Origin of the sequence: Mesocricetibacter intestinalis (assembly GCF_004363295.1) — a bacterium.
Classification (GTDB): Bacteria; Pseudomonadota; Gammaproteobacteria; order Enterobacterales; family Pasteurellaceae; genus Mesocricetibacter; species Mesocricetibacter intestinalis.
On the sequence record NZ_SNYQ01000008.1, the window covers coordinates 74,188 to 94,215 of the forward strand.

20 protein-coding genes, 2 tRNA genes and 1 rRNA gene are annotated in these 20,028 nt (G+C 44.0%); 6 read left to right on the forward strand and 17 right to left on the reverse strand.

Annotated features, from left to right (window positions below):
* Nucleotides 1-57: 57 nt before the first annotated feature.
* A complete protein-coding gene (gene tpiA, locus EDC45_RS08965) occupies nt 58-825 on the reverse strand; it encodes a triose-phosphate isomerase (protein WP_133545580.1) in 768 nt (255 codons plus the stop codon).
* A gap of 228 nt (nt 826-1,053) precedes the next feature.
* Here tpiA and EDC45_RS08970 point away from each other — a divergent pair, with 228 nt between their 5' ends.
* On the forward strand, nt 1,054-1,494 hold the full coding sequence (locus EDC45_RS08970; RefSeq protein ID WP_133545582.1) for a GNAT family N-acetyltransferase: 441 nt from the start codon (nt 1,054-1,056) through the stop codon (nt 1,492-1,494).
* Between the two features lie 67 nt (nt 1,495-1,561).
* Here the strand turns inward: EDC45_RS08970 and yggU are convergent, their stop codons facing one another.
* The 5 genes from yggU to trmB all read right to left on the reverse strand — a co-directional run bounded on the left by yggU (nt 1,562) and on the right by trmB (nt 5,118).
* Complete coding sequence (yggU, locus tag EDC45_RS08975) at nt 1,562-1,855, reverse strand: DUF167 family protein YggU (RefSeq protein ID WP_133545584.1); 294 nt, start codon at nt 1,853-1,855, stop codon at nt 1,562-1,564.
* Between the two features lie 21 nt (nt 1,856-1,876).
* A complete protein-coding gene (locus tag EDC45_RS08980; RefSeq protein WP_133545586.1) occupies nt 1,877-2,446 on the reverse strand; it encodes a YggT family protein in 570 nt (189 codons plus the stop codon).
* Between the two features lie 187 nt (nt 2,447-2,633).
* Nucleotides 2,634-3,581, reverse strand: coding sequence for a magnesium/cobalt transporter CorA (gene corA / locus EDC45_RS08985; RefSeq protein ID WP_133545588.1), 948 nt, complete (start codon nt 3,579-3,581; stop codon nt 2,634-2,636).
* Between the two features lie 407 nt (nt 3,582-3,988).
* Nucleotides 3,989-4,327, reverse strand: a complete 339-nt coding sequence (locus EDC45_RS08990; protein WP_133545590.1) for a YggL family protein — start codon at nt 4,325-4,327, stop codon at nt 3,989-3,991.
* 23 nt (nt 4,328-4,350) lie between these two features.
* On the reverse strand, nt 4,351-5,118 hold the full coding sequence (trmB, locus tag EDC45_RS08995; RefSeq protein WP_133545592.1) for a tRNA (guanosine(46)-N7)-methyltransferase TrmB: 768 nt from the start codon (nt 5,116-5,118) through the stop codon (nt 4,351-4,353).
* 239 nt (nt 5,119-5,357) lie between these two features.
* Here trmB and mutY point away from each other — a divergent pair, with 239 nt between their 5' ends.
* From mutY to mltC, 3 genes are read left to right on the forward strand one after another with little or no spacing between them, the layout of a single operon-like run.
* Complete coding sequence (gene mutY, locus EDC45_RS09000) at nt 5,358-6,524, forward strand: A/G-specific adenine glycosylase (protein WP_133545594.1); 1,167 nt, start codon at nt 5,358-5,360, stop codon at nt 6,522-6,524.
* Nucleotides 6,473-6,745, forward strand: a complete 273-nt coding sequence (locus EDC45_RS09005) for an oxidative damage protection protein (RefSeq protein WP_133545596.1) — start codon at nt 6,473-6,475, stop codon at nt 6,743-6,745. The genes mutY and EDC45_RS09005 overlap by 52 nt, the downstream gene beginning before the upstream one ends.
* A gap of 12 nt (nt 6,746-6,757) precedes the next feature.
* On the forward strand, nt 6,758-7,831 hold the full coding sequence (mltC, locus tag EDC45_RS09010) for a membrane-bound lytic murein transglycosylase MltC (protein WP_424960669.1): 1,074 nt from the start codon (nt 6,758-6,760) through the stop codon (nt 7,829-7,831).
* A 94-nt stretch (nt 7,832-7,925) separates the two neighbouring features.
* On the opposite strand, the gene EDC45_RS09015 is transcribed toward mltC, so the two are convergent.
* Nucleotides 7,926-9,263: a dicarboxylate/amino acid:cation symporter gene (locus EDC45_RS09015; RefSeq protein WP_133545598.1), complete on the reverse strand. Its 1,338-nt coding sequence runs from the start codon at nt 9,261-9,263 to the stop codon at nt 7,926-7,928.
* Between the two features lie 508 nt (nt 9,264-9,771).
* Here EDC45_RS09015 and EDC45_RS09020 point away from each other — a divergent pair.
* A tRNA-Phe gene (locus EDC45_RS09020) sits at nt 9,772-9,847 on the forward strand.
* Nucleotides 9,848-9,852: 5 nt separating this feature from the next.
* A tRNA-Asn gene (locus EDC45_RS09025) sits at nt 9,853-9,928 on the forward strand.
* 244 nt (nt 9,929-10,172) lie between these two features.
* Here EDC45_RS09025 and EDC45_RS09030 read toward each other — a convergent pair.
* The 10 genes from EDC45_RS09030 to rrf form a co-directional block, all read right to left on the reverse strand.
* Nucleotides 10,173-11,111, reverse strand: coding sequence for a sugar kinase (locus tag EDC45_RS09030; protein WP_133545600.1), 939 nt, complete (start codon nt 11,109-11,111; stop codon nt 10,173-10,175).
* A gap of 18 nt (nt 11,112-11,129) precedes the next feature.
* On the reverse strand, nt 11,130-11,804 hold the full coding sequence (locus EDC45_RS09035; protein WP_133545602.1) for a GntR family transcriptional regulator: 675 nt from the start codon (nt 11,802-11,804) through the stop codon (nt 11,130-11,132).
* Nucleotides 11,805-11,813: 9 nt separating this feature from the next.
* Complete coding sequence (locus EDC45_RS09040; RefSeq protein ID WP_133545604.1) at nt 11,814-13,415, reverse strand: mannitol dehydrogenase family protein; 1,602 nt, start codon at nt 13,413-13,415, stop codon at nt 11,814-11,816.
* On the reverse strand, nt 13,415-14,488 hold the full coding sequence (gene uxuA, locus EDC45_RS09045) for a mannonate dehydratase (RefSeq protein WP_133545606.1): 1,074 nt from the start codon (nt 14,486-14,488) through the stop codon (nt 13,415-13,417). Before uxuA ends, EDC45_RS09040 begins: the two co-directional genes overlap by 1 nt.
* 10 nt (nt 14,489-14,498) lie before the next feature.
* A complete protein-coding gene (locus EDC45_RS09050; protein WP_133545609.1) occupies nt 14,499-15,518 on the reverse strand; it encodes a zinc-binding alcohol dehydrogenase family protein in 1,020 nt (339 codons plus the stop codon).
* Nucleotides 15,519-15,529: 11 nt separating this feature from the next.
* The gene (locus tag EDC45_RS09055; protein ID WP_133545611.1) at nt 15,530-16,810 is read right to left on the reverse strand and encodes a TRAP transporter large permease; all 1,281 of its coding nucleotides are present in this window, start codon (nt 16,808-16,810) and stop codon (nt 15,530-15,532) included.
* Between the two features lie 9 nt (nt 16,811-16,819).
* The gene (locus EDC45_RS09060) at nt 16,820-17,329 is read right to left on the reverse strand and encodes a TRAP transporter small permease (protein WP_133545613.1); all 510 of its coding nucleotides are present in this window, start codon (nt 17,327-17,329) and stop codon (nt 16,820-16,822) included.
* Nucleotides 17,330-17,356: 27 nt separating this feature from the next.
* Nucleotides 17,357-18,367 carry a TRAP transporter substrate-binding protein gene (locus EDC45_RS09065; protein ID WP_133545615.1) on the reverse strand — a complete coding sequence of 337 codons (1,011 nt, stop codon included), beginning with the start codon at nt 18,365-18,367 and terminating at the stop codon, nt 17,357-17,359.
* 316 nt (nt 18,368-18,683) lie between these two features.
* The gene (locus tag EDC45_RS09070; protein ID WP_133545616.1) at nt 18,684-19,328 is read right to left on the reverse strand and encodes a TfoX/Sxy family DNA transformation protein; all 645 of its coding nucleotides are present in this window, start codon (nt 19,326-19,328) and stop codon (nt 18,684-18,686) included.
* A 622-nt stretch (nt 19,329-19,950) separates the two neighbouring features.
* Nucleotides 19,951-20,028: ribosomal RNA gene (gene rrf / locus EDC45_RS10490) — 5S ribosomal RNA — on the reverse strand; the annotation flags it as partial.

Genomic DNA, 20,028 nt, shown 5'->3' on the forward strand with positions numbered 1-20,028 from the left:
TATAAATAAAAAAGCGGTCGAAAACGACCGCTCTTTTTATCCGCGAGCAGAAAAGCCTTATGCTTTCGCCTGCGCCGCCGCTTTAACAATCGCCGCAAAAGCCGGAGCTTTTAATGAAGCGCCGCCGACCAGGGCGCCGTCAATATCCGGTTGGGTAAAGAGTTCCGCCGCATTGGCATCGTTCACCGAACCGCCGTATTGGATAATCACCTGATCCGCAACAGCCTGTGATTTTGCAGCTATATGAGCGCGAATAAAGGCATGTACGGCCTGCGCCTGCGCCGGAGTGGCAGATTTACCGGTACCTATGGCCCAAATCGGTTCATAAGCGATAACCGCTCCGTTAAAGGCTTCAACCCCTAAGGCATTAATCACCGCATCAATCTGACGGGCGCAAACCTCTTCCGTTTTACCCGCTTCATTTTCCGCTTCAGATTCACCGATACATAATACCGGTACCAAACCCGCTTCTTTCAATGCAGCAAATTTTTTCGCAATAAATTCATCGCTTTCTTTATGATAGGTGCGACGTTCGGAATGGCCGATAATAATATATTTTGCGCCAAAATCTTTCAGCATTGCCGTGGAAATATCCCCGGTAAACGCCCCCTGTACGTTCACATCAACATTCTGCGCACCCAGCACAATAGCGCTGCCTGCCAGTGCGGATTCCGCCTCCGCCAAATACATGACCGGCGGAGCTATTGCCACATCGCAATCTTCAACACCCTTAAGTTCCGATTTTAAACCTGCGATCAGTTCGCGCGTAAAAGCTTTGCTGCCGTTTAATTTCCAGTTACCCATAACCAAAGGACGACGTGCCATAAGTATAATCTCCATAATGTTGAATTAAAAAACCTTGCTTCGAGCGCTCGGGGAAATCAAAACGAACACCCGTCGAATGTGGGCTACTATATCAAATTTTTCCGTCCGATTCGTTTTTTTTCTGAATTTTTTCCTTTAGCTGATGATTATTTTGTTTGTAAAAGATACAATCTACTGTATAACACAGACAAAAAATCATCAGCCTAAGACCTATCAATGAAAACCGGTATGAAAATATTTAAAGCGGAACAATGGAATCTGGAATTATTATTGCCCCTTTTCGAAAGCTATCGGAGGGCGCACGGTATGCCGGAAAATCCGGAACGAACCTTAGCCTTTCTGAATAATAGGATCCGCTTCAGCGAAAGTATTATTTTTATCGCTACCGATAAGGGACGGGCTGTGGGCTTTATTCAACTCTATCCCCGACTTTCCGCACTCCGCCTGCAACGCTACTGGCAGCTGACGGATATTTTCGTTGCCGAACCTGCGAATAAACCCGAAATTTACAGCGCTCTGATTGGCAAAGCCAAAGAATTTGTCTGCTTTACCCAATCTAAGCGTTTGGTTGCGGAACAGGAGCCGGGGGTCGTGCAACAGGAACTATGGGAAGGGCAAGGATTTAAATTAAATCCTCAGAAATCTTTTTTCGAACTTTCTCTCGGCTAAGTACCTCTTAGCCAAGCGGTAATTTCCTACTTATTATAAGACTCGGCAAGTAAAAATGCCGAGCCCATCAGGCCGAATAAAAGGCTTTAATTTCCGCCGGAATCTGTTTCGGCGTCGGCACGAAAATCTGTTTATGCCTGCTCAATTCGCCTTTTTCCAGCACCAGCGCCGTTTTCGGTACCTTAAACAGCTTAGCCAAATATTTCAGCAAATGGGCGTTTGCCGCCCCTTCAATCGGCGGTGCGGTTATGCTGATTTTCAGTTCGTCCTGATGCAAACCTACCACCTTATCCTGTGCTGCCTTCGGCTGCAGAAAGATTCTCAGCCGCAGACCTTGCTCCGTTTGCTCTATCGCCGCCATAAACCTATTCCGTATCGGAATTTAAGAGACCAAGGCCCATAAAACCGGGAACAAATCGTACATGACGCGATTCGCATAGAATAAGGCAAAGGCAACAATCATCGGTGAGAAATCAATCATGCCGGTACGAGGTAAAATACGTCTGAGCGGTGCAAGCACAGGCTCTCCGAGCTGATAGAGTAAATAAGAGAAAGGATCGGCACCGCGTCTGAACCAACTCATAATCGCGCCGATAAAAATAACATATAGAATCATCTTACCGAAGGTTTTTACAACGCCCAGCACACCGATAATCAGATAGGTCGGCCATGAGTGCAGCAAATCGCTATGCCAAACGCCGCCTGCAATTGCAAGTAAAGGCAATTTGATTGCGCCGAATAAAAACACGGCAAATAATACCGCCAGATCCAGATTTTTCACCGTAGGGATAAATTTACGCAACGGATTCAGTACCGGATTGGTTATTTTTACCAGAGTCTGAGATAAGGGGTTATAAAAATCCACCCGGCAATACTGAAACCACATACGCAGCATCAGTATCAGCATATACAGAAGAATCAGGCTATCCACCAAAAATTGAAGGGAATTCATATTGTTCCTTGTTAGATTAAATCAGATAAGTATTCCGGTAATAGTTATTCGTCCGTTCCTGCTATTACCGGCTGAAATGTTAAATATCTTTGCATAGATGGCGACAAATTGCACTTATTCAAGCCGAAGTGCGCTCAATTTTATTCGTTTTTTTAGCGCTCGTAAAAATAACGGCTGTCGCCAGCCGTTATAACCAACCTTTTCGTTTAAAGTACCAATATGGTGCAAAGGCTGCCAGAGCCATTAGGCCGAGAGCCATGGGGTAACCGAATTTAAACCCCAATTCCGGCATATTACCGAAGTTCATGCCGTAATTTGACGCCACCAATGTCGGTGGTAGGAAAATAACGGAAACCACCGAGAAGATTTTAATAATCCGGTTCTGTTCGATATTAATAAAGCCCATGGCAGCCTGCATTAGAAAGTTCACTTTCTGGAACAGTGATTCGTTATGGGGCTGTAGAGATTCAATATCGCGCAGGATTTCGCGCGCCTGCTCCAGCTGATTGATCGGTAAGCGGGTTTTACGCACCAAGAAACTCAAAGCGCGCTGCGTATCCATCAGGCATAGGCGAACTTTAGAACTGGTATCTTCCTGCTCGGTCAATGTGGCCAGGGCTTGATCGAAGGCTTCGCCTTGTTTTCCGTCCAGTACGACGCGCCCTAATTTCTCCAGATCGGAATATACGGTTTCAATAACGTCCGCCAGCTGTTCGATTTTCGTTTCGAATAAATCCAGCAGCACTTCATAGGCATTACATTCTTCCAAACGCTGATAACGGGAACGCATTCGATATAAACGGAATGCGGGCAAATCGCGATCGCGCAGGGTAAACAGGCGCCCGTCCCGAATGGTAAAAGCGACGCTGGCTAAATCCGCATAATCTTCTTCGTCCTCACAATAGAAAAAGGAGTGCAGATGCAAACCGTCTTCATCTTCGAAAAAACGGGCGGAAGCCTCGATGTCTTCCAATTCCAGAAAAGAAGCCAAGCTTTGCTCCAACCCTTCCTGCAAAATTTCACGTTCTTCCGTACTAGGCTCGACTAAATCAATCCAGATTGCGGTATTCAGCTCGCGGCTTTCATCATCTAAGCGGATCAGACGCGCATCTTCAAGTGCAAAGGCATTTATCATTTTTCATACTCCCTGTTGGGCTATGAACAACGCGATGAACAAAAAAGACCGATAGCATAGAAATAGAATTTTCACAAATAATAATGAAAACAATGCTATACAGTGAAAAAAGATACCTTCAAAAAAAGGGTAAATGAATACTTACCGGCAAAACCCCACCGATAAGCAGAATGTCGGCGAGATTTAGAAAACAAATTTCAATCGGTATCGACTGTGGCTGTCCAAAGTGTGTGTCCTCTTGTTACTAAATCGTGGCGCATATTACGCCGTCAGGCCTCTTTCGTCAAGTTTTTCAACAGGATTTTATCCCCTTTCCGCCGTCCTTTTACGCGCTATTACCCGACCTGTCGTTACATTGCAGATAAAAAATCTCTTGCCACAGCAAGAGATTTTTTTATCCTTCATTTTTATTTTGCCGGGTAATCCCACCAGATATCGAATAGCTCACTGATTTCGATTTGCGCTAATCCGTTTTTTTCCAGCCAGTTTTTAACCAACTCGCGGTGGCTTTCATCGCATTTACCGATTTTTTCCAAGCAAACCAACCCTTCCCAATGTAAATAACCGCTTCCTTCATAAGCCAGACCATGAGGCTGAATAACCTCAGCGATAAAACGGTCGACCACTTCATCAACCTGCTCAACCGGCGTATTATCGGCAAATTGCCAGTTAACTAAAAAACCCAATTCCTGGAATTCGGCCAGGTGCATTTTTTTGCGTTGTCTGCGGTTACGTGCTATAGCCATATTGTTTCTCCTATGCTTGTTGATTAACTGTCTGATACCTGTTCAGCCTTAATGAAATACAAATCCCATACGCCATGTCCGAGGCGCTGACCGCGCTGTTCGAATTTGGTCTGAGGGCGAAATTCGGGGCGCGGAATATAATCTCCCTGCGGCGATTGATTTATCAGTCTGGGATTGGCGCTCAAAACTTCGAGCATATGTTCCGCATAATTCTGCCAGTCCGTCGCCATATGAATAAAGCCGCCGTCGCATAATTTCTCCATTACCGCCGTAATAAACGCCGGCTGTACAATACGGCGTTTATGATGTTTCGCTTTATGCCAAGGGTCGGGGAAAAACAGCTGTAAACCGGCAAGACTGCCCTCGGCAATACTGTCGCGCAGAATTTCCGTGGCATCATGGCATATCAGGCGTAAATTAGTCAGTTTTTTTTCCAGCGCATAAGCGATACAGGCCCCGACGCCCGGCGTATGCACTTCAATACCGAGATAATTCTTATCAGGATTGTTATATGCCATCTCCACCAGGGATTTGCCCATGCCGAAACCTATTTCCAGGATAACCGGGTGATTATTGCCGTAAATAGCCGAAAAATCAAAGTGTTCGCGCTGGTAGTCCAGACCGAAATCGGCCCAGTGCGTATTCATCGCATTTTTCTGATATTCGCTTAAACGTCCGGTACGCAATACAAAACTACGTACTTTTCGTTTATAACGTCCGTCTTCGGTAAATTCCGCATTTTCTACAGTTTTACGTTTCTGATCGGCAAAAGTGATTTTCTGTTCCGACATATTCTCTTTCCAATATAATTTTGCGTCCGGATTATAAGGGGTTTGGATAAATAATTCAAAACTATCCTCCCCCGGCCCGGAAATGAAAAAAACTTTGCCGAAAACAACCGCTCTTTTACCTCTTTACCCCGCCCCGCTCCCTCTTCTCTCACAATGGGAGATCGGAAAAAGCCGCTGAACATTCATATATAATCATGCTAAACTGCGGCCTAAATGTTATCACCCATTGATTATAAAATATGCTAGCGACTTCCTGTGTAAATGCGCCTTTCGCCCGTGCCGTACTGGCTTGGTACGATAAATTCGGGCGTAAAAATCTGCCTTGGCAGCAAAATAAAAGCCTGTATAAGGTGTGGCTGTCCGAGGTAATGCTGCAACAGACTCAGGTCGCCACGGTGATCCCTTATTTCGAACGTTTTATCCAAGCCTTTCCGAATATAACCGCCCTGGCCGATGCGCCTTTAGACGAGGTGCTACATCTCTGGACCGGTTTAGGCTACTATGCGCGGGCAAGAAATTTACATCAAGCGGCACAAACCATAAGGGATCAATATCAGGGGGAGTTTCCGACGGATTTTCAACAGGTATTGGCGCTGTCCGGTATCGGGCGCAGTACCGCCGGTGCTATATTATCCTCCTGTTTGGACGCCCCTTATCCGATTCTGGACGGTAATGTTAAACGCGTACTGTCCCGCTATTTTGCCGTTGAAGGCTGGCCGGGCGAAAGCCGAACGGAGCAACGGTTATGGCAGCTCAGTGCAGAGGTAACACCAACCTCAAGAGTGGCGGATTTTAATCAGGTAATGATGGATCTGGGTGCGATGGTTTGCACCCGAACCAAGCCCAAATGCTCCCTTTGTCCGCTTCAATCCGACTGTCGTGCCAATATACGGGGTAACTGGGCGGATTATCCGGCTAAAAAGCCGGCTAAAAATCTGCCCCGGCGGCAAAGTTATTTCTTAATTCTGGCACATAACGGTAAAGTAGCTCTTGAACAACGCGAACAGTCGGGGCTATGGGGCGGGTTATATTGCTTTCCCCAGTTTTCCGATAAAACGGAATTACTCGCCCATCTGCAATCCATGGGAATCCGCCGTTATCAGGAATGGACCGCTTTTCGTCATACCTTTAGTCATTTTCATCTGGATATTTACCCGGTTTTTGCCCAACTTGATGAGCAACGGGAAGATGAAAACCGTAGCGACTGGAAAAAAGTAGCGGAAAATTCGGCGCAATATGAATCTTCTGTACCAACAAAGGTCAAATATTGGTATGATCCCGCATCACCCGCGCAAATCGGGTTAGCAACCCCTGTAAAGAATTTATTAACGGAATTTCAAAAAAGGACGGCACTATGGCAAGAACCCTGTTCTGCGAATACCTTAAAAAAGAAGCCGAAGGCTTAGATTTTCAACTTTATCCCGGCGAACTGGGTAAGCGTATTTTTGACCATATCAGCAAACAGGCATGGGGAGAATGGATGAAGAAGCAAACCATGCTGGTCAATGAGAAAAAACTCAATATGATGAATGCGGATCACCGTAAACTTCTGGAACAGGAAATGATTAACTTCTTATTCGAAGGAAAAGAGGTTCATATTGAAGGATATGTCCCGCCGGCGGATTAATGGGCTGTAACCATGAAAATAAAACAATATTTCGCGCTGCTGTTAATTCCGTTTTTATATGCCTGTTCTTCCAGTCGGGATAATTCCTATGATGATATTTTCGCCAAAGACACTCATGGTCTGGATCTGCTGACCGGACAGTTTTCACAAAATATCGATCAAATCTGGGGCGTCAACGAATTACTGGTGGCCAGTCGTAAAGATTACGTTAAATATACCGATAGTTATTATACCCGCAGCCACATCAGCTTCGAAGAAGGGCAGATTAACGTAGAAACTCTGGCGGATACCTCCCGTTTGCATACCGCTATCGTACATATTCTGTTAATGGGGTCCGATGCCCGCGGTATTGATTTATTCGCTTCCGGCGATGTGCCGATCAGCAGCCGTCCGTTTTTGGTCGGTCAGGTAGTGGATAATTTCAACCAACCCATTCGCGATATCGCTACAGCAAGCAGTTTTGCCGACTATTTAATTCAAAATAAACTGCGTACCCGCAGTTTAAGTAACGGGCGCAAGGTTCAATATGTAACCATTGCTATGATTGCGAATCACGTTAGCGTTCGTGCCAGAAAATATCTGCCCTATATTCGTCAGGCCGCACGTCGTTACGATATTGATGAAAGCCTGATCCTCGGCATTATGCAAACCGAATCCAGTTTTAACCCTTATGCAATAAGCTATGCCAATGCTATGGGACTTATGCAAGTAGTACCTCATACGGCAGGACGGGACGTGTTTAAAATGAAGGGGCGCTCCGGTCAGCCGAACAAGAGCTACTTATTTGATCCGGAGAAAAATATCGACGCCGGTGTATCCTACCTATGGCTGTTACGTAATGAATATCTGGCCGGCATCATTGATCCGATTTCCATGCGCTACGCCATGATTTCATCTTATAACAGCGGTGCCGGTGCGGTATTACGCGTCTTCCACAGCGATAAATACGAAGCGATAAATCAAATTAACCGATTACAGCCGGAACAGGTATATCGGATTTTAACCACCAATCATCCTTCGTCGCAGGCCAGAAACTATCTGTTAAAGGTGAACAAAGCACAGCGTAGTTATCGTAGCGCACGTTAACTGTCGTATTATTCTTCAAAAACAAACGGGATAGTCTTGCAAACTGTCCCGTTTTTTTCAGCTTGAACCGAATGTTTCTTCTTCACCCGGCATATTATTCGGCGCTATCAGCCGCTTTTTTATCCGCCGTTTTCTTTCCGTTTAGGGCGGCATCCAGTTTTTCTTTATCCAACCCCTTCTCCCAACGAGCAATCACAATGGTAGCGCAAGCATTACCCACAAGATTGGTTAAGGCGCGGCATTCGGACATAAAGCGGTCGATCCCCAGAATCAGCGCCATACCCGCAACAGGTACCGTAGGTACTACGGATAAGGTGGCGGCTAGGGTAATAAAACCGGCCCCCGTTACCCCAGCGGCACCTTTAGAACTCAGCATAGCGACCAGTAACACCGTCAACTGCTCTCCCCAAGACAAATCTATACCTACGGCCTGAGCAATAAACAAGGCTGCCATGGTCATATAAATATTAGTACCGTCCAGATTAAAGGAATAGCCGGTAGGTACCACCAAACCCACGATGGATTTCTCACAGCCCGCATTCTGCATCTTCTGCATCAGTGTCGGCAGTGCCGCTTCCGAAGATGAGGTTCCCAGCACCAGCCAGAGCTCATCTTTAATATACCGAATCATTTTCAAGATGGAAAAGCCGTTATAACGCGCAACTGCCCCTAGAATCACCAGCACAAAAAGAATTGAAGTCAGATAAAAAGTAGCGACCAATAGCAGCAGATTACCAATGGAAGATATACCGTACTTACCTATGGTAAAGGCCATAGCGCCGAAAGCCCCCACCGGTGCGGCATACATCAGAATAGATACCATTTTAAATACCGGTGCGGACAGATCCTGAAGCAAATTGGTTACCGGCCGCGCTTTATCTCCCACAATGGCAAGGGATACGCCGAATAACACCGAAACGAACAGTACCTGCAATATATTGCCTTCCGTCAAGGGACTGAGCATGGTGGTAGGAATAATATTCATCATAAAATCCACAATGGAGCTGCTTTGGGCTTTTTCCACATATCCCGCCACCTTATCAGCCTGCAAGGTGGAAGGATCAATATGCAGACCCGCCCCCGGCTTAACCACATTGGCGACGACCATACCAACAATCAGAGCAATGGTAGAAAAAGTAATAAAATAGGCAAAGGCTTTTCCCGCTACCCGTCCGACAGTTTTAACATTATTCATGCCGGCAATCCCGGTTACCACGGTTAGAAAAATCACCGGTGCAATAATCATCTTCACCAGTTTAATAAAGGCGTCCCCCAGAGGTTTCATGGTAACCCCGATATCCGGCACAAAATGCCCCAATAAAATCCCCACCACAATGGCAAATATTACCTGTACGTAAAGAATCTGATAGAACTTTTGTTTTTTACGCGGTGCACCCGCTCTAAATTCGGAAGCATCGATTTTAATCAACATAAAGCCTTTTCCCCGATATATTAAAAATTATTTAACATAAGAACGAAATATTTCCGCTCTCGATAATCACCGGTAACAATTTTTATCACTACCGGCAAGCATATAAACTCATTCCTAAACAAACATAAAAATACCATTAATACGGTGCAAATGAAAATCCGATCTTATGTAAAAAATTTGTGATAGATCACAAGTTTTAATAATTTATTCCTTACATTTTTACTACAATAGAATAAACTGCGTTGCTCTCTTCCGATTTCTTAATAAAAGCACTATAAAACCTTTTGATTTCCCCGTCCGCTTCCGGCGCATCACTTAAAATAACAAGCTAACACTTTGTTTATTGCCCGATATTTTGCGCCGAATAAATAATCTGTTGTTTAAATACCCGTTTTGCGTAGCAAATAAGCAAACGCTCGAAAAAAAAGAGATTTTTAAATTATAGGTGTTGACTTAACTCGGAAAAAAAGGTTTAATACGCCCCGTGTTGACGCGCTGAGCGCAATACGCCTCGATAGCTCAGTCGGTAGAGCAGGGGATTGAAAATCCCCGTGTCGGTGGTTCGATTCCGCCTCGAGGCACCATCTATTCCTCCTTAGTTCAGTCGGTAGAACGGCGGACTGTTAATCCGTATGTCGCTGGTTCAAGTCCAGCAGGAGGAGCCATATTCCGAAAAGCCGCTAAATATAGCGGCTTTTTTCATACAAGCTGTTTTGATTCAAAAAACAAACGTTCCATTTAACATCATTAAAAACGTTAAAAAAAGCCTACCAGCTATAACATTCTGTATCAGGGAAGCCTGTGTTCCGGTACAGTAGCGATAACTTATTGAGTTCACCTGTTCTCGTTTGTTGCAGGTGCTAATTGGCGCTTAGCCGGTATGATATGAAGGCGAGGGGGAAATGCCGGCTATATAAATAGCCGACCTAGATGTTCCGTAGCAGATTCGTCGATAATCGCCCCTTTGTGCTGAATCACAATAGCTGCCAGCTGATTGCCCTGGGCGCAACAGGTATCCAGCGGTTTACCCTGTAAATAGCCGGCGAGGAAACCGGCATTAAAGGAATCGCCGGCGGAGGTGGTGTCCACCACATTTTGCACCGGAGTGGTTGCCACAAAGCTCTGTTTACCATTTTCACAAACAGTAGCGCCCGCAGCGCCCTGTTTCACAATAATTTTGCCAATATTAAATGCGGATAAACGGGCAATGGTAGCCTGTTCATTGCTATCGCCCCACAGTAAATTTTCATCATCAAAGGTTACTAAAGCGATATCCACTAAGGGCAATAACGCCTGATAACAAGCCTGAGCCTGCGCTTTGCTAAGCCAGAGTTGCGGACGGAAATTGGTATCGAAAGCAATTTCAACTCCATTTTGTTTTAATGCGCTTAACTGCGAGAGCAACAAAGTGCGGTCATTTTCGGGTAGAATCGCCAGGCTGATACCGCTAAGGTAAATCATTTGGACATCTTGCAGTTCCGACAACAGCTGCGGATAATCCAGATGTTGTAACAGATAGCGGGCGGCAGACTGGTTGCGCCAGTAAAGGAAAGTCCGTTCGCCCTGAGGATCCAGCTGAATCAGGTATAGCCCGGCACAACGTTTCTCATCGCGCAGTACCCAACGGGTATCTATCCCCTCCGCCTGCCAGCGTTCAATCATGCCCTGACTAAGCTTATCCGTGCCTAAGGCGGAAACATAGCAAACCTGCAACTCTTCCCTCGAACTGACTCTGGCCAGATAGGTGGCGGTATTCAGCGTATCGCCGCCGTAAGTTTGGTACATAGTGCCGAAGGGTTCACCGTTCAGCTCTATCATACATTCACCGATAAGGGCGATTTTTTTCATGCTTTTTCCTCAAAGAGATTATTTTTTATTGAAATAATGGCTGAATTCTTTTTCGAAACTATCCTTATCCAGTTCGTATTGATATAAATGCTGCTCAATACATTGACAAGCCGTATGTTTATCTTGTTCATGAATGGCTTTCAACAGTACTTTATGTTCCTCAAGGGTTTTGATTGAAGGCTTATTTTTAAAGATAAATGTTCTGGCTCTGTCGAAATGGATATTCAAACCTTTCATCAGCGTATAAATCTGATTTTTATTGGTAAGTTGAAAAAATAACTGGTGGAATTCATTATCCAATTCGAGAAACTTTTCGTAGTTTCCCTGGTTTAAATAAAACTCCTGTAGACTTACGCATTCATCTAACAGATGAAGTTGTTTTTGATAATCCGCTTCACATAATAAAGCGACCACTTCTTTTTCCAGGGTTTTACGTAAAAAACGAGCCTCTTCAACAAGATTCGGATCAATCAGAGAAATGAAAGTTCCTTTCTGGGGCTGGATAGTTACAGCCCCGTTTTTCGCAAGATCAATTAATGCTTCTCTTACCGGCGTTCGACTGATGCCTAATAAATTGGCTAATTCAATCTCGCTGACTTTACTGCCGGGAACTAATTCCATGTTGACTATCATTTCTCGGATAACGCGATATGCGTAGTCGCGAGAAGATTCTCGAAGCTTTGGCTCTATCATTTTACTCCCTTAATTTACATGGTTACGTAAGCTTGTTCTTACCGCCCCTACGCCTGCTAATAATTGGTTAAAATATTGTTCGACTTTAGTGCCTAGTCCTACTGCATACAGATCTACACCGAAAATGCTTTTATCTGATAAAATCGGCTCCAAGTCTGCAGATGATACTACAGTTCCCAGGTTAATATGAGCGAGTTTTGCTTTTAATTCCGCCAGTCTAGGATCCGGACTGTTTTCAAACTTATTGCCCTGATCATCAATTCCCAGTAAATAACGCAACCAACCCGCTAAAATTAACGGAATCGCAACTAAATCCTGCGTCGGTTTTCCGGATTTAACATAGGATTTTATCGTTTCTCCGAAACGTATCGCCAGTTTTTGCGAAGTATCCGTGGCGATTCGTTGCGGGCTGTCCGGAATAAAATCGTTGGAAAGACGAATATTTATCACTTCATCCAGAAATTGTTTCGGATTGATAAGAATCGGATCAATCACAACAGGCAGCCCTTCCTGATAACCTAATTTTTTAATTAAGGCTAATAGATCCGGATCTCGCACTTCCGTTGATATTTTATTAAAACCAAGTAAACAGCCAAAAATAGCTAACCCCGTATGTAACGGATTTAAACAGGTGGTAACTTTCATGGTTTCAATTTTATTGACGGTGTTACGATCGGCAAAAATCACCCCAACCTTTTCCAACGGCGGACGACCATTCGGAAAATTATCCTCCACCGCCAGATACTCCAGCTCTTCCGCATTAACGAAAGGAGCAACATAGGTATTTTTTGCGGTAACGACAGGAGCGAGGTTGTCAATGCCGTCTTCCTGTAAACGCTGTTGTACTTCTTCATCCGGTCGCGGCGTAATTTTATCAATCATCGACCAAGGAAAGCTGATTTTATCCGAATCTAAATAATCTAAAAAACCCTGGGATACATGACCGCACTTTTCCCATTGTCGAGCGAATTCCACAATCACATTATGTAATTTTTCACCGTTTTTAGACATGTTATCCATACTTACTACGGCGAGAGGAGAGGCTCCGGCCACAAAACGTTCATGCAACAACGCCACAATTTTACCAATATAACTTTGCGGGTTGGCCAATCCCTGTTCCAGATCCGACTGTACGGCAGGATAATATTCGCCGTTTAAGCCTTTAATCTGATAACCTTTTTCGGTAATCGTCAGGCTGACCATCTGTAATGAAGGCGAAATAAAAATTTCTTTCAGGCGTGCAAAATCTTGCTTAAAGGAGGGATCCATACGCAAACTTTCCACAATACTGGCGATAACGATTTTATCCAGCGAGTGATCATTTTTTAATTTGGCAAAAATGGAAAGGTTATCAAAGGGGCGATAAGCTTTTTCGATAATTTCATAATCGAAGCCCTCGGCAACGATAATTCCCTGCTGAACATAACCCTGATCCAATAAGCGCTGTTGTAAATTGGCTAAAAAGGCCCGAAAAATATTTCCGGCGCCGAGATGGAGCCAAACCGGCTCCTCTTTGGTTTTATTCACTACCTCCGGAATATTAAATAAAGGAAGCTGATAGCCTTTTTCCCGCCATTCCGATAAAGATAAAGCATCATATGAAAGCTGCATTATTTATCTCCTTTCTGTTTTTCATAGGCGTCCCAAAGCCCCTCTACATACATAATGCCTAATGCACGGTCATATAGACCATAACCCGGGCGACATTTTTCATCCCAGATATGACGCCCGTGATCCGGACGCCAATACCCTTCAAAACCAACCTCATGATAAGCCTTAACAATTTCCGCAATATCCAGGGAACCGTCGCGGGTTAAATGAGAGGTTTCATAGAAATCTCCATTATCGAAAACCTTGATATTACGAATATGGGCAAAAGGAATACGCTTATGGAAAGTTCGGATCATTTCCGGCAGATTATTGTTTAGATTCGGCCCTAAGGCACCGGAACATAGGGTAATGCCGTTTGCCGGACTGTCCACCATATCTACGATTTTTTGAAAATCCTCATGGCATTTCACGATACGCGGTAAACCGAATACGGAAAAAGGCGGATCGTCCGGATGTATCGCCATACGGATCCCCGCTTCCTCTGCGGTCGGAATAATACGTTCTAAGAAATATTTTAGATTTTCTCTTAATTTATCTTCCGTCATTCCCTGATAAAGATCGAATAATTTATCCAAATGTTTTAACCGCTCCGGTTCCCAACCCGGCAAGGTTAAATCTTTTGAATTTTCTTCAAACTGTTTAACCAATACTTTCGGATCTATTCCCTCAATTCTGGCATGCTCATAAAAAAGTGCGGTTGAGCCGTCTTCCGCAGGTTTAAACAAGTCGGTGCGAATCCAGTCGAAAACCGGCATAAAGTTATAGCACACGACTTTTACTCCGTATTTCCCCAGATTGCGCAAGGTAGTTTTATAATTTTCGATATATTGATCACGCTCCGGAGAACCTAGTTTAATACTTTCGTGAATATTGACGCTTTCCACCACATCGATATTTAAACCGTAAGGCTCAACCTGAGCTTTCACCTCGGCAATACGTTCTTCGGGCCAAACCTCGCCGGCGGGCATATCATGCAAAGCCCAGACAACGCCGGTCATACTCGGAATTTGTTTAATATGGGCCAAAGGAATAGTATCGTTACCTAAACCGTACCATCTGAATGTTGTTTTCATAATAAATTCCTTACCACTCTAATAACACTTTACACACGGTATTTTTTTCGTTTTTGATCACATCAAAGGCTTTTTCAATATCTTCAAATTTATAGGTATGAGTGATCATTTTTTCCGGCGTAACCTTCCCTTGTTCAAATAAACTTATAACCTCAGGGAAACGTTTATTGTTTAATCTTGTACCAAACACATTGATTCCTTTTTTGGTAAAGGCCACTTGCGGAATTTCCGACGGTGCGGCGCCGGTGCCCAGCACGACAAAACGGCCGGAAGGGGCAACAATGTCTAGGGCATCAAGGATACTTTGAGCGGAGCATACCGCATCTACCACCACATGGGCGCCCTCATCATCGGTAAATTCGCTGACCGCTTGGCGCATATCTGTATTGGTTACATTGACGGCCTTAGTTGCCCCCATTTCACGAGCCAGCTGCAAACGCTCGTCGAAAATATCGGTAATCAACACTTCTGCACCGCGCGCCCGTGCCACCTGCATAACCGCTAATCCGGCCGGTCCCGAACCGAACACAACCACTTTATCTCCCGGGCCGATAGATGCTCTGCTATTGATTTCTACACCCACCGCATAAGGCTCAATTAAACAGGCCGTTTTACGGGAAATTTTATCCGTATTCACCAAATATACGTTTTCAGCTTTCGTTTTTGCATATTCGGCAAAACCGCCCTGAGAATGTACGCCGGTTACCTGCAGATTCTTACATACGTTATGATGTCCGCTACGGCAGGCATAACAATGGCCGCAGCTGTTGACAATATCACTGACAACATAATCGCCGACCTTCACATGACTAACCTTTTTCCCGACCTCAACCACGGTGCCGACAAATTCATGCCCGATAATGGCCGGATATTTCGCCAGCGAATTACCGCCGGTATAGATTCCGATATCGGAACCGCAGATACCGCCAAACGCTACTTTAATAATGACATCCTCATCATTACTCAGGGTCGGTTTCGGAACATCGGCAATGGCCAATTCAAAAGGTTTATATACAGTTATTGCTTTCATTTGCTTAATCCTTATTTAGTAAAAAATTCCAGAGGTAACATAAAGGTGCTTGGGAATACGATTAACATCAGAATCACAATGATAATCGCCAACAGGAAAGGCCAAATTTTGCGCACAATACGTTCCATATTAATTTTTCCCGTACTGGCGGCGACATTTAATACGGTTCCCACCGGAGGTGTTAATAATCCGAATACGCAGGTAATAATAAATACCACCCCGAAATACACCGGATTAATCCCCGCCTGTTTTACCGCAGGCATCAGAACCGGCGTTAAAATCAAAATAGTAGGTACGACATCCATAGATGTTCCTATCAACAGTACCAAACCTGCAATCACAAGCATTAATAACATCGGCGAATCAATAAACGGATGTAATAAATCCGTAACGATGCGCGGAATATTCCCAATGGTCATTAACCAGGAAGAAACCATTGCCGCTGCAGCCAGGAACATAATGGCCGCACTGGCTTTCGCCGAAGCGATAAAACATTCCTTAATCGCTTTAAAGGTTAATTCCCGATAAACAAATAACCCGATAATAAGTGCGTACACAACGGCGACCACACCGGCTTCCGTCGGAGTAAACATACCGCTGCGCAAGCCCAGTAACAGACCGACCGGCATAAGAATGGCCCATACCGCTTTACGGGTTGCTCGTACCACTTCGCGGAAAGGTTTTCTCGGCAAAGGAATGGCGGAGTCATGACGGGAAACAATCGCCCAGATAATGCAAAGGGTGATAGTGATATAGATAGCCGGCGCAATACCGCCCATAAATAAGTCCGTAACAGATACTCCCGCAGTTACCCCAAAAATAATCATAGGTACGGAAGGCGGCATAATCGGCGATAAAATATTACCTGCAGCAATTAATGAGGTGGCTCTGTCCCGGTTATAACCGATGGTTGCCATCATCGGAATTAAAATAGCCCCCAAAGCCGCAGTAGAAGCAACCGCACTCCCGACCAAACTGGCAAATAATAAAATCGCAATAATCGCCACATAGCCTAAGCCACCTCTAATATGGCCAACCAGTGCCGTTGCCGCCTCGACAATTTTGCCGGTCAGACCGCCGCGGTTCATAAGATCACCGGCCACCACAAAGAATGGAATCGCCATCATAGAAAAGCTGTCCGCCCCGTTAAACAGGTTCTGCGAAAGAATCTGCGAGTTGAACCCGCCGAGATAAAACATCAGCATCATGCCTGAAAACAGTAAAGAAAATGCAATAGGCACGCCAATAACAATACCGCCGACTAAACTGGCTAAAAAAATAAGAATGGTCATGGTTCTCTCCTAATCCGAATCCGCTTCACTCATTAACGCCGCCTGGTGAACGGATTTAGGATCTCTAATCACTTCAATAATATTAAGTAAAGCAATTAGAATAATTGCCGCTCCGGTTAATAATCCGATTCCATATACAACAGATAAAGGCAAGCCTGTTGCCGCCGCTTTTGCGCTATGGGACTGTACTACCATGGCAAGGCTGCCTTTAAACAGCACCGCCATAACGGCAATAATGATTACCCGTCCAAGTACAAAAAGCAGCCATTTCAATTTTTCAGGCGTATTTTTAATAAAGGTATCTACCCCGAGATGGGCGTTTTCCTTCATTGCAACAATGGCCCCAAGATAAATGACATATACGAATACATATCTTGATACCTCTTCAGACCAGACCAATCCTGAATTGAAAAAGAATCGGAGTATCACATTAAGAAAAACTAAGGCAATCATTACGGCGAGCATAGCGCCAAGTAACAACTGAATAATATTGAATAATTTATCAGTGAAATTTTTCATACAGGAATACTCCGGTTACGCTTATGGTTATTGGGTATTTCTTACTTTATCGACCAAAGCTTCCGCCCAGTCATATTTTTTATACAGATCGGCATAAAGCGGCTGCATTTTTTCTATCAACACTTTCAGATCCGCTTCGCTCGGGGTGGTTATAACTCCGCCATGTTCCTGAATCAGCTTTTTATCTGCCTCGATACTTTCCTGATAAAGATCCCAGCTTTTGTCTGAAGTGGCTTTTGCGGCCTCATTGAAAATGGCTTTTTCTTCTTCCGTCAATCCGTTCCAGAAATTAGCATTCACTAATAATTCCAGCGATGAAATCATATGATTGGTTTCATAAATATTTTTATTCACAGAATAAAATCCCTGCTGCACAAAGGTTGACAGCGGATTATCCTGACCGTCTACAACCCCCTGTTCAAGGGCGGTGAAAACTTCTCCCAATCCCATAATCGCCACATTCGCTCCTAGCAGTTCGGCGACTTTAACGTGAATCGGATTATTCGGCATACGCATTTTCTGCCCTTTAAACTGGTCCGGGCTGGAAAGGGCTTTACTGGAAGAAAATACCCGAGCGCCGTTCGGCATCCAAGCAAGGAATTTAATCGGCTGAGTCTGCTCAAAACTTGTTGCAATTTCCTGTCCCACTTCACCTTGATAAATTTTGCGGGCATGAGCGATATCCCGGAATAAAAAAGGAAAATCCGGTACGGACATTTTAGGTACTTCCGACCACATCACCGTTCCTAACACGGACATATCCACAATGCCCTGACGGGTATAGTCAAAAGATTGTTTCTCATCGCCTAATTGACCGGAATCATAAATATCAATTTGATACTTACCCTGAGTTTTACTTTCAATCATCGGTTTAAAAACTTCTTTCAATGCAATGGTTGAAGGGTGAGTCGGCGCCACAACCGAGGAAATTTTCACCACTTTAGTCGATGCTGCACCGGCACCGCCGTCATCACAGGCCGCAACAGAAAACAACATCAAACTCGTCAATAATGTTTTCAAAAAGGTTCTTTTTTTCATTTTCACCATCCTATCGTCAGTAAACAATTCTAGTATACAAGAATCCCACGCACAGATATTAACAAAAAACAAAATAGAAATGCGTGAAAGAGATCACAAAATCTAAAACTCAATAAAATATTTGATAAGATTTGAGCAAACGGGAGGAGTTACAGCACAAATATTTTCCCTTGAAACCAAGAAATATCGGATTTTTAATATGCGGGAATATGCTTTATATAAATACAAAGTTGCCGGTTTTTAACCGGCAACTGCTTTTACTTAACGATGGAGTGATAAATTACTTATGCTGAGAATGCAAAATAAATCAGTTACATCAGTCTCCTTTCATTTTACGAAAACCTGCTTCAGCTAATTTTTCATTTAATTTATCCAGCGCTCTTGTTTTCTCATCCGGCGTCAATAAGCTCATATGCTTATTTTTCAGCGCCGCCAGTAAACGCCAGAATAGTTCGATGGATACGGAAAAACCTTCCGCTTTCAAACGGACAAAGCATGTTGAAGCGCCGATTTCTCTTAATTCCTTGGTTTGGGTAATGCCAATTTTCGATAAAAGACGCTCATGCTTAATGGAGAGATTAGGCAAGGATTTTATTTTTTCCTTTTTAGCCAATTCAAAGGACAGTTGCTTCTGAGTAATTTGCTTATAGGATAAACAAACGATTTGTTGATAAAAAACGGTATTGGAAGTAATAGCTTTAGGCAGGCAATAATAATTAGCTATCGCTGATTTGGGGTTGCTTTCCATCGATTGCCAAGGCACAGCGCCATGTTGCTCCAGATATTTAGCAAATTCATTCTCGGCTTTAAGATAGAAATACCCCTGATGATAAATTCCGAACATAATCTTATCGCAGAACATACCATACCCGATAAAAAGTCTTTTTGCGCTGACTTCACGCCCTAGAAAGCGGGAAAGAATAGAACGGATTTCGAAGGTTTCTTTTTCTGTGATGTTCATATTAGTCCTTTAATATTCACTATTGATCCTAATATCATTTTCATCATGAAAATGCCGAATGCTAAGACACCCTATTAACGTGGAACTGAAAACAACTATAAATATCTGATATTTACGCTAAAGTTTTCACATAAGATGCTCGCCCCCTATTATCAATATATCCTAAAGAATATTCAAGCTTTTTCGGCCCTAATATCACATAACGCCAAAAACCGATCCCTCCGCACCAATAAGGGTAAAAAAAAGCTCCTATAGCGCGCTCTCCCTTGATATTAAAAGTGCGGTGTTTTTTGTACGAGTTTTTTTGAGGTGGATACCAAGAGCGCCTATGTTCTAAGTTGGGAAAGAAGTCTTTTATCTCCAATAAGGGAAACACCGCCTTAAGGGCGGAAGCGATAGTTGTGATACACTTTCGCTTATCCGCTCAATTACCGCAGGAAAAAAAGCGTTAAGGGCTAAGTAAAGGTATAAGGAATAATAAGGAATAGATAAGCAAAGGCATAAAAGGGCAAAGCGGGGGTGGGGTGGGTTTACAAGGGCATAATAACTAAAAGTGCGGTGCTTTTTTAAGGATTTTTTAAACAAAAAAAAGCCCCGATATTTACCGGGGCTCTCTATTCCTACCTGGCGGTGACCTACTCTCACATGGGGAAGCCCCACACTACCATCGGCGTTACGGCGTTTCACTTCTGAGTTCGGC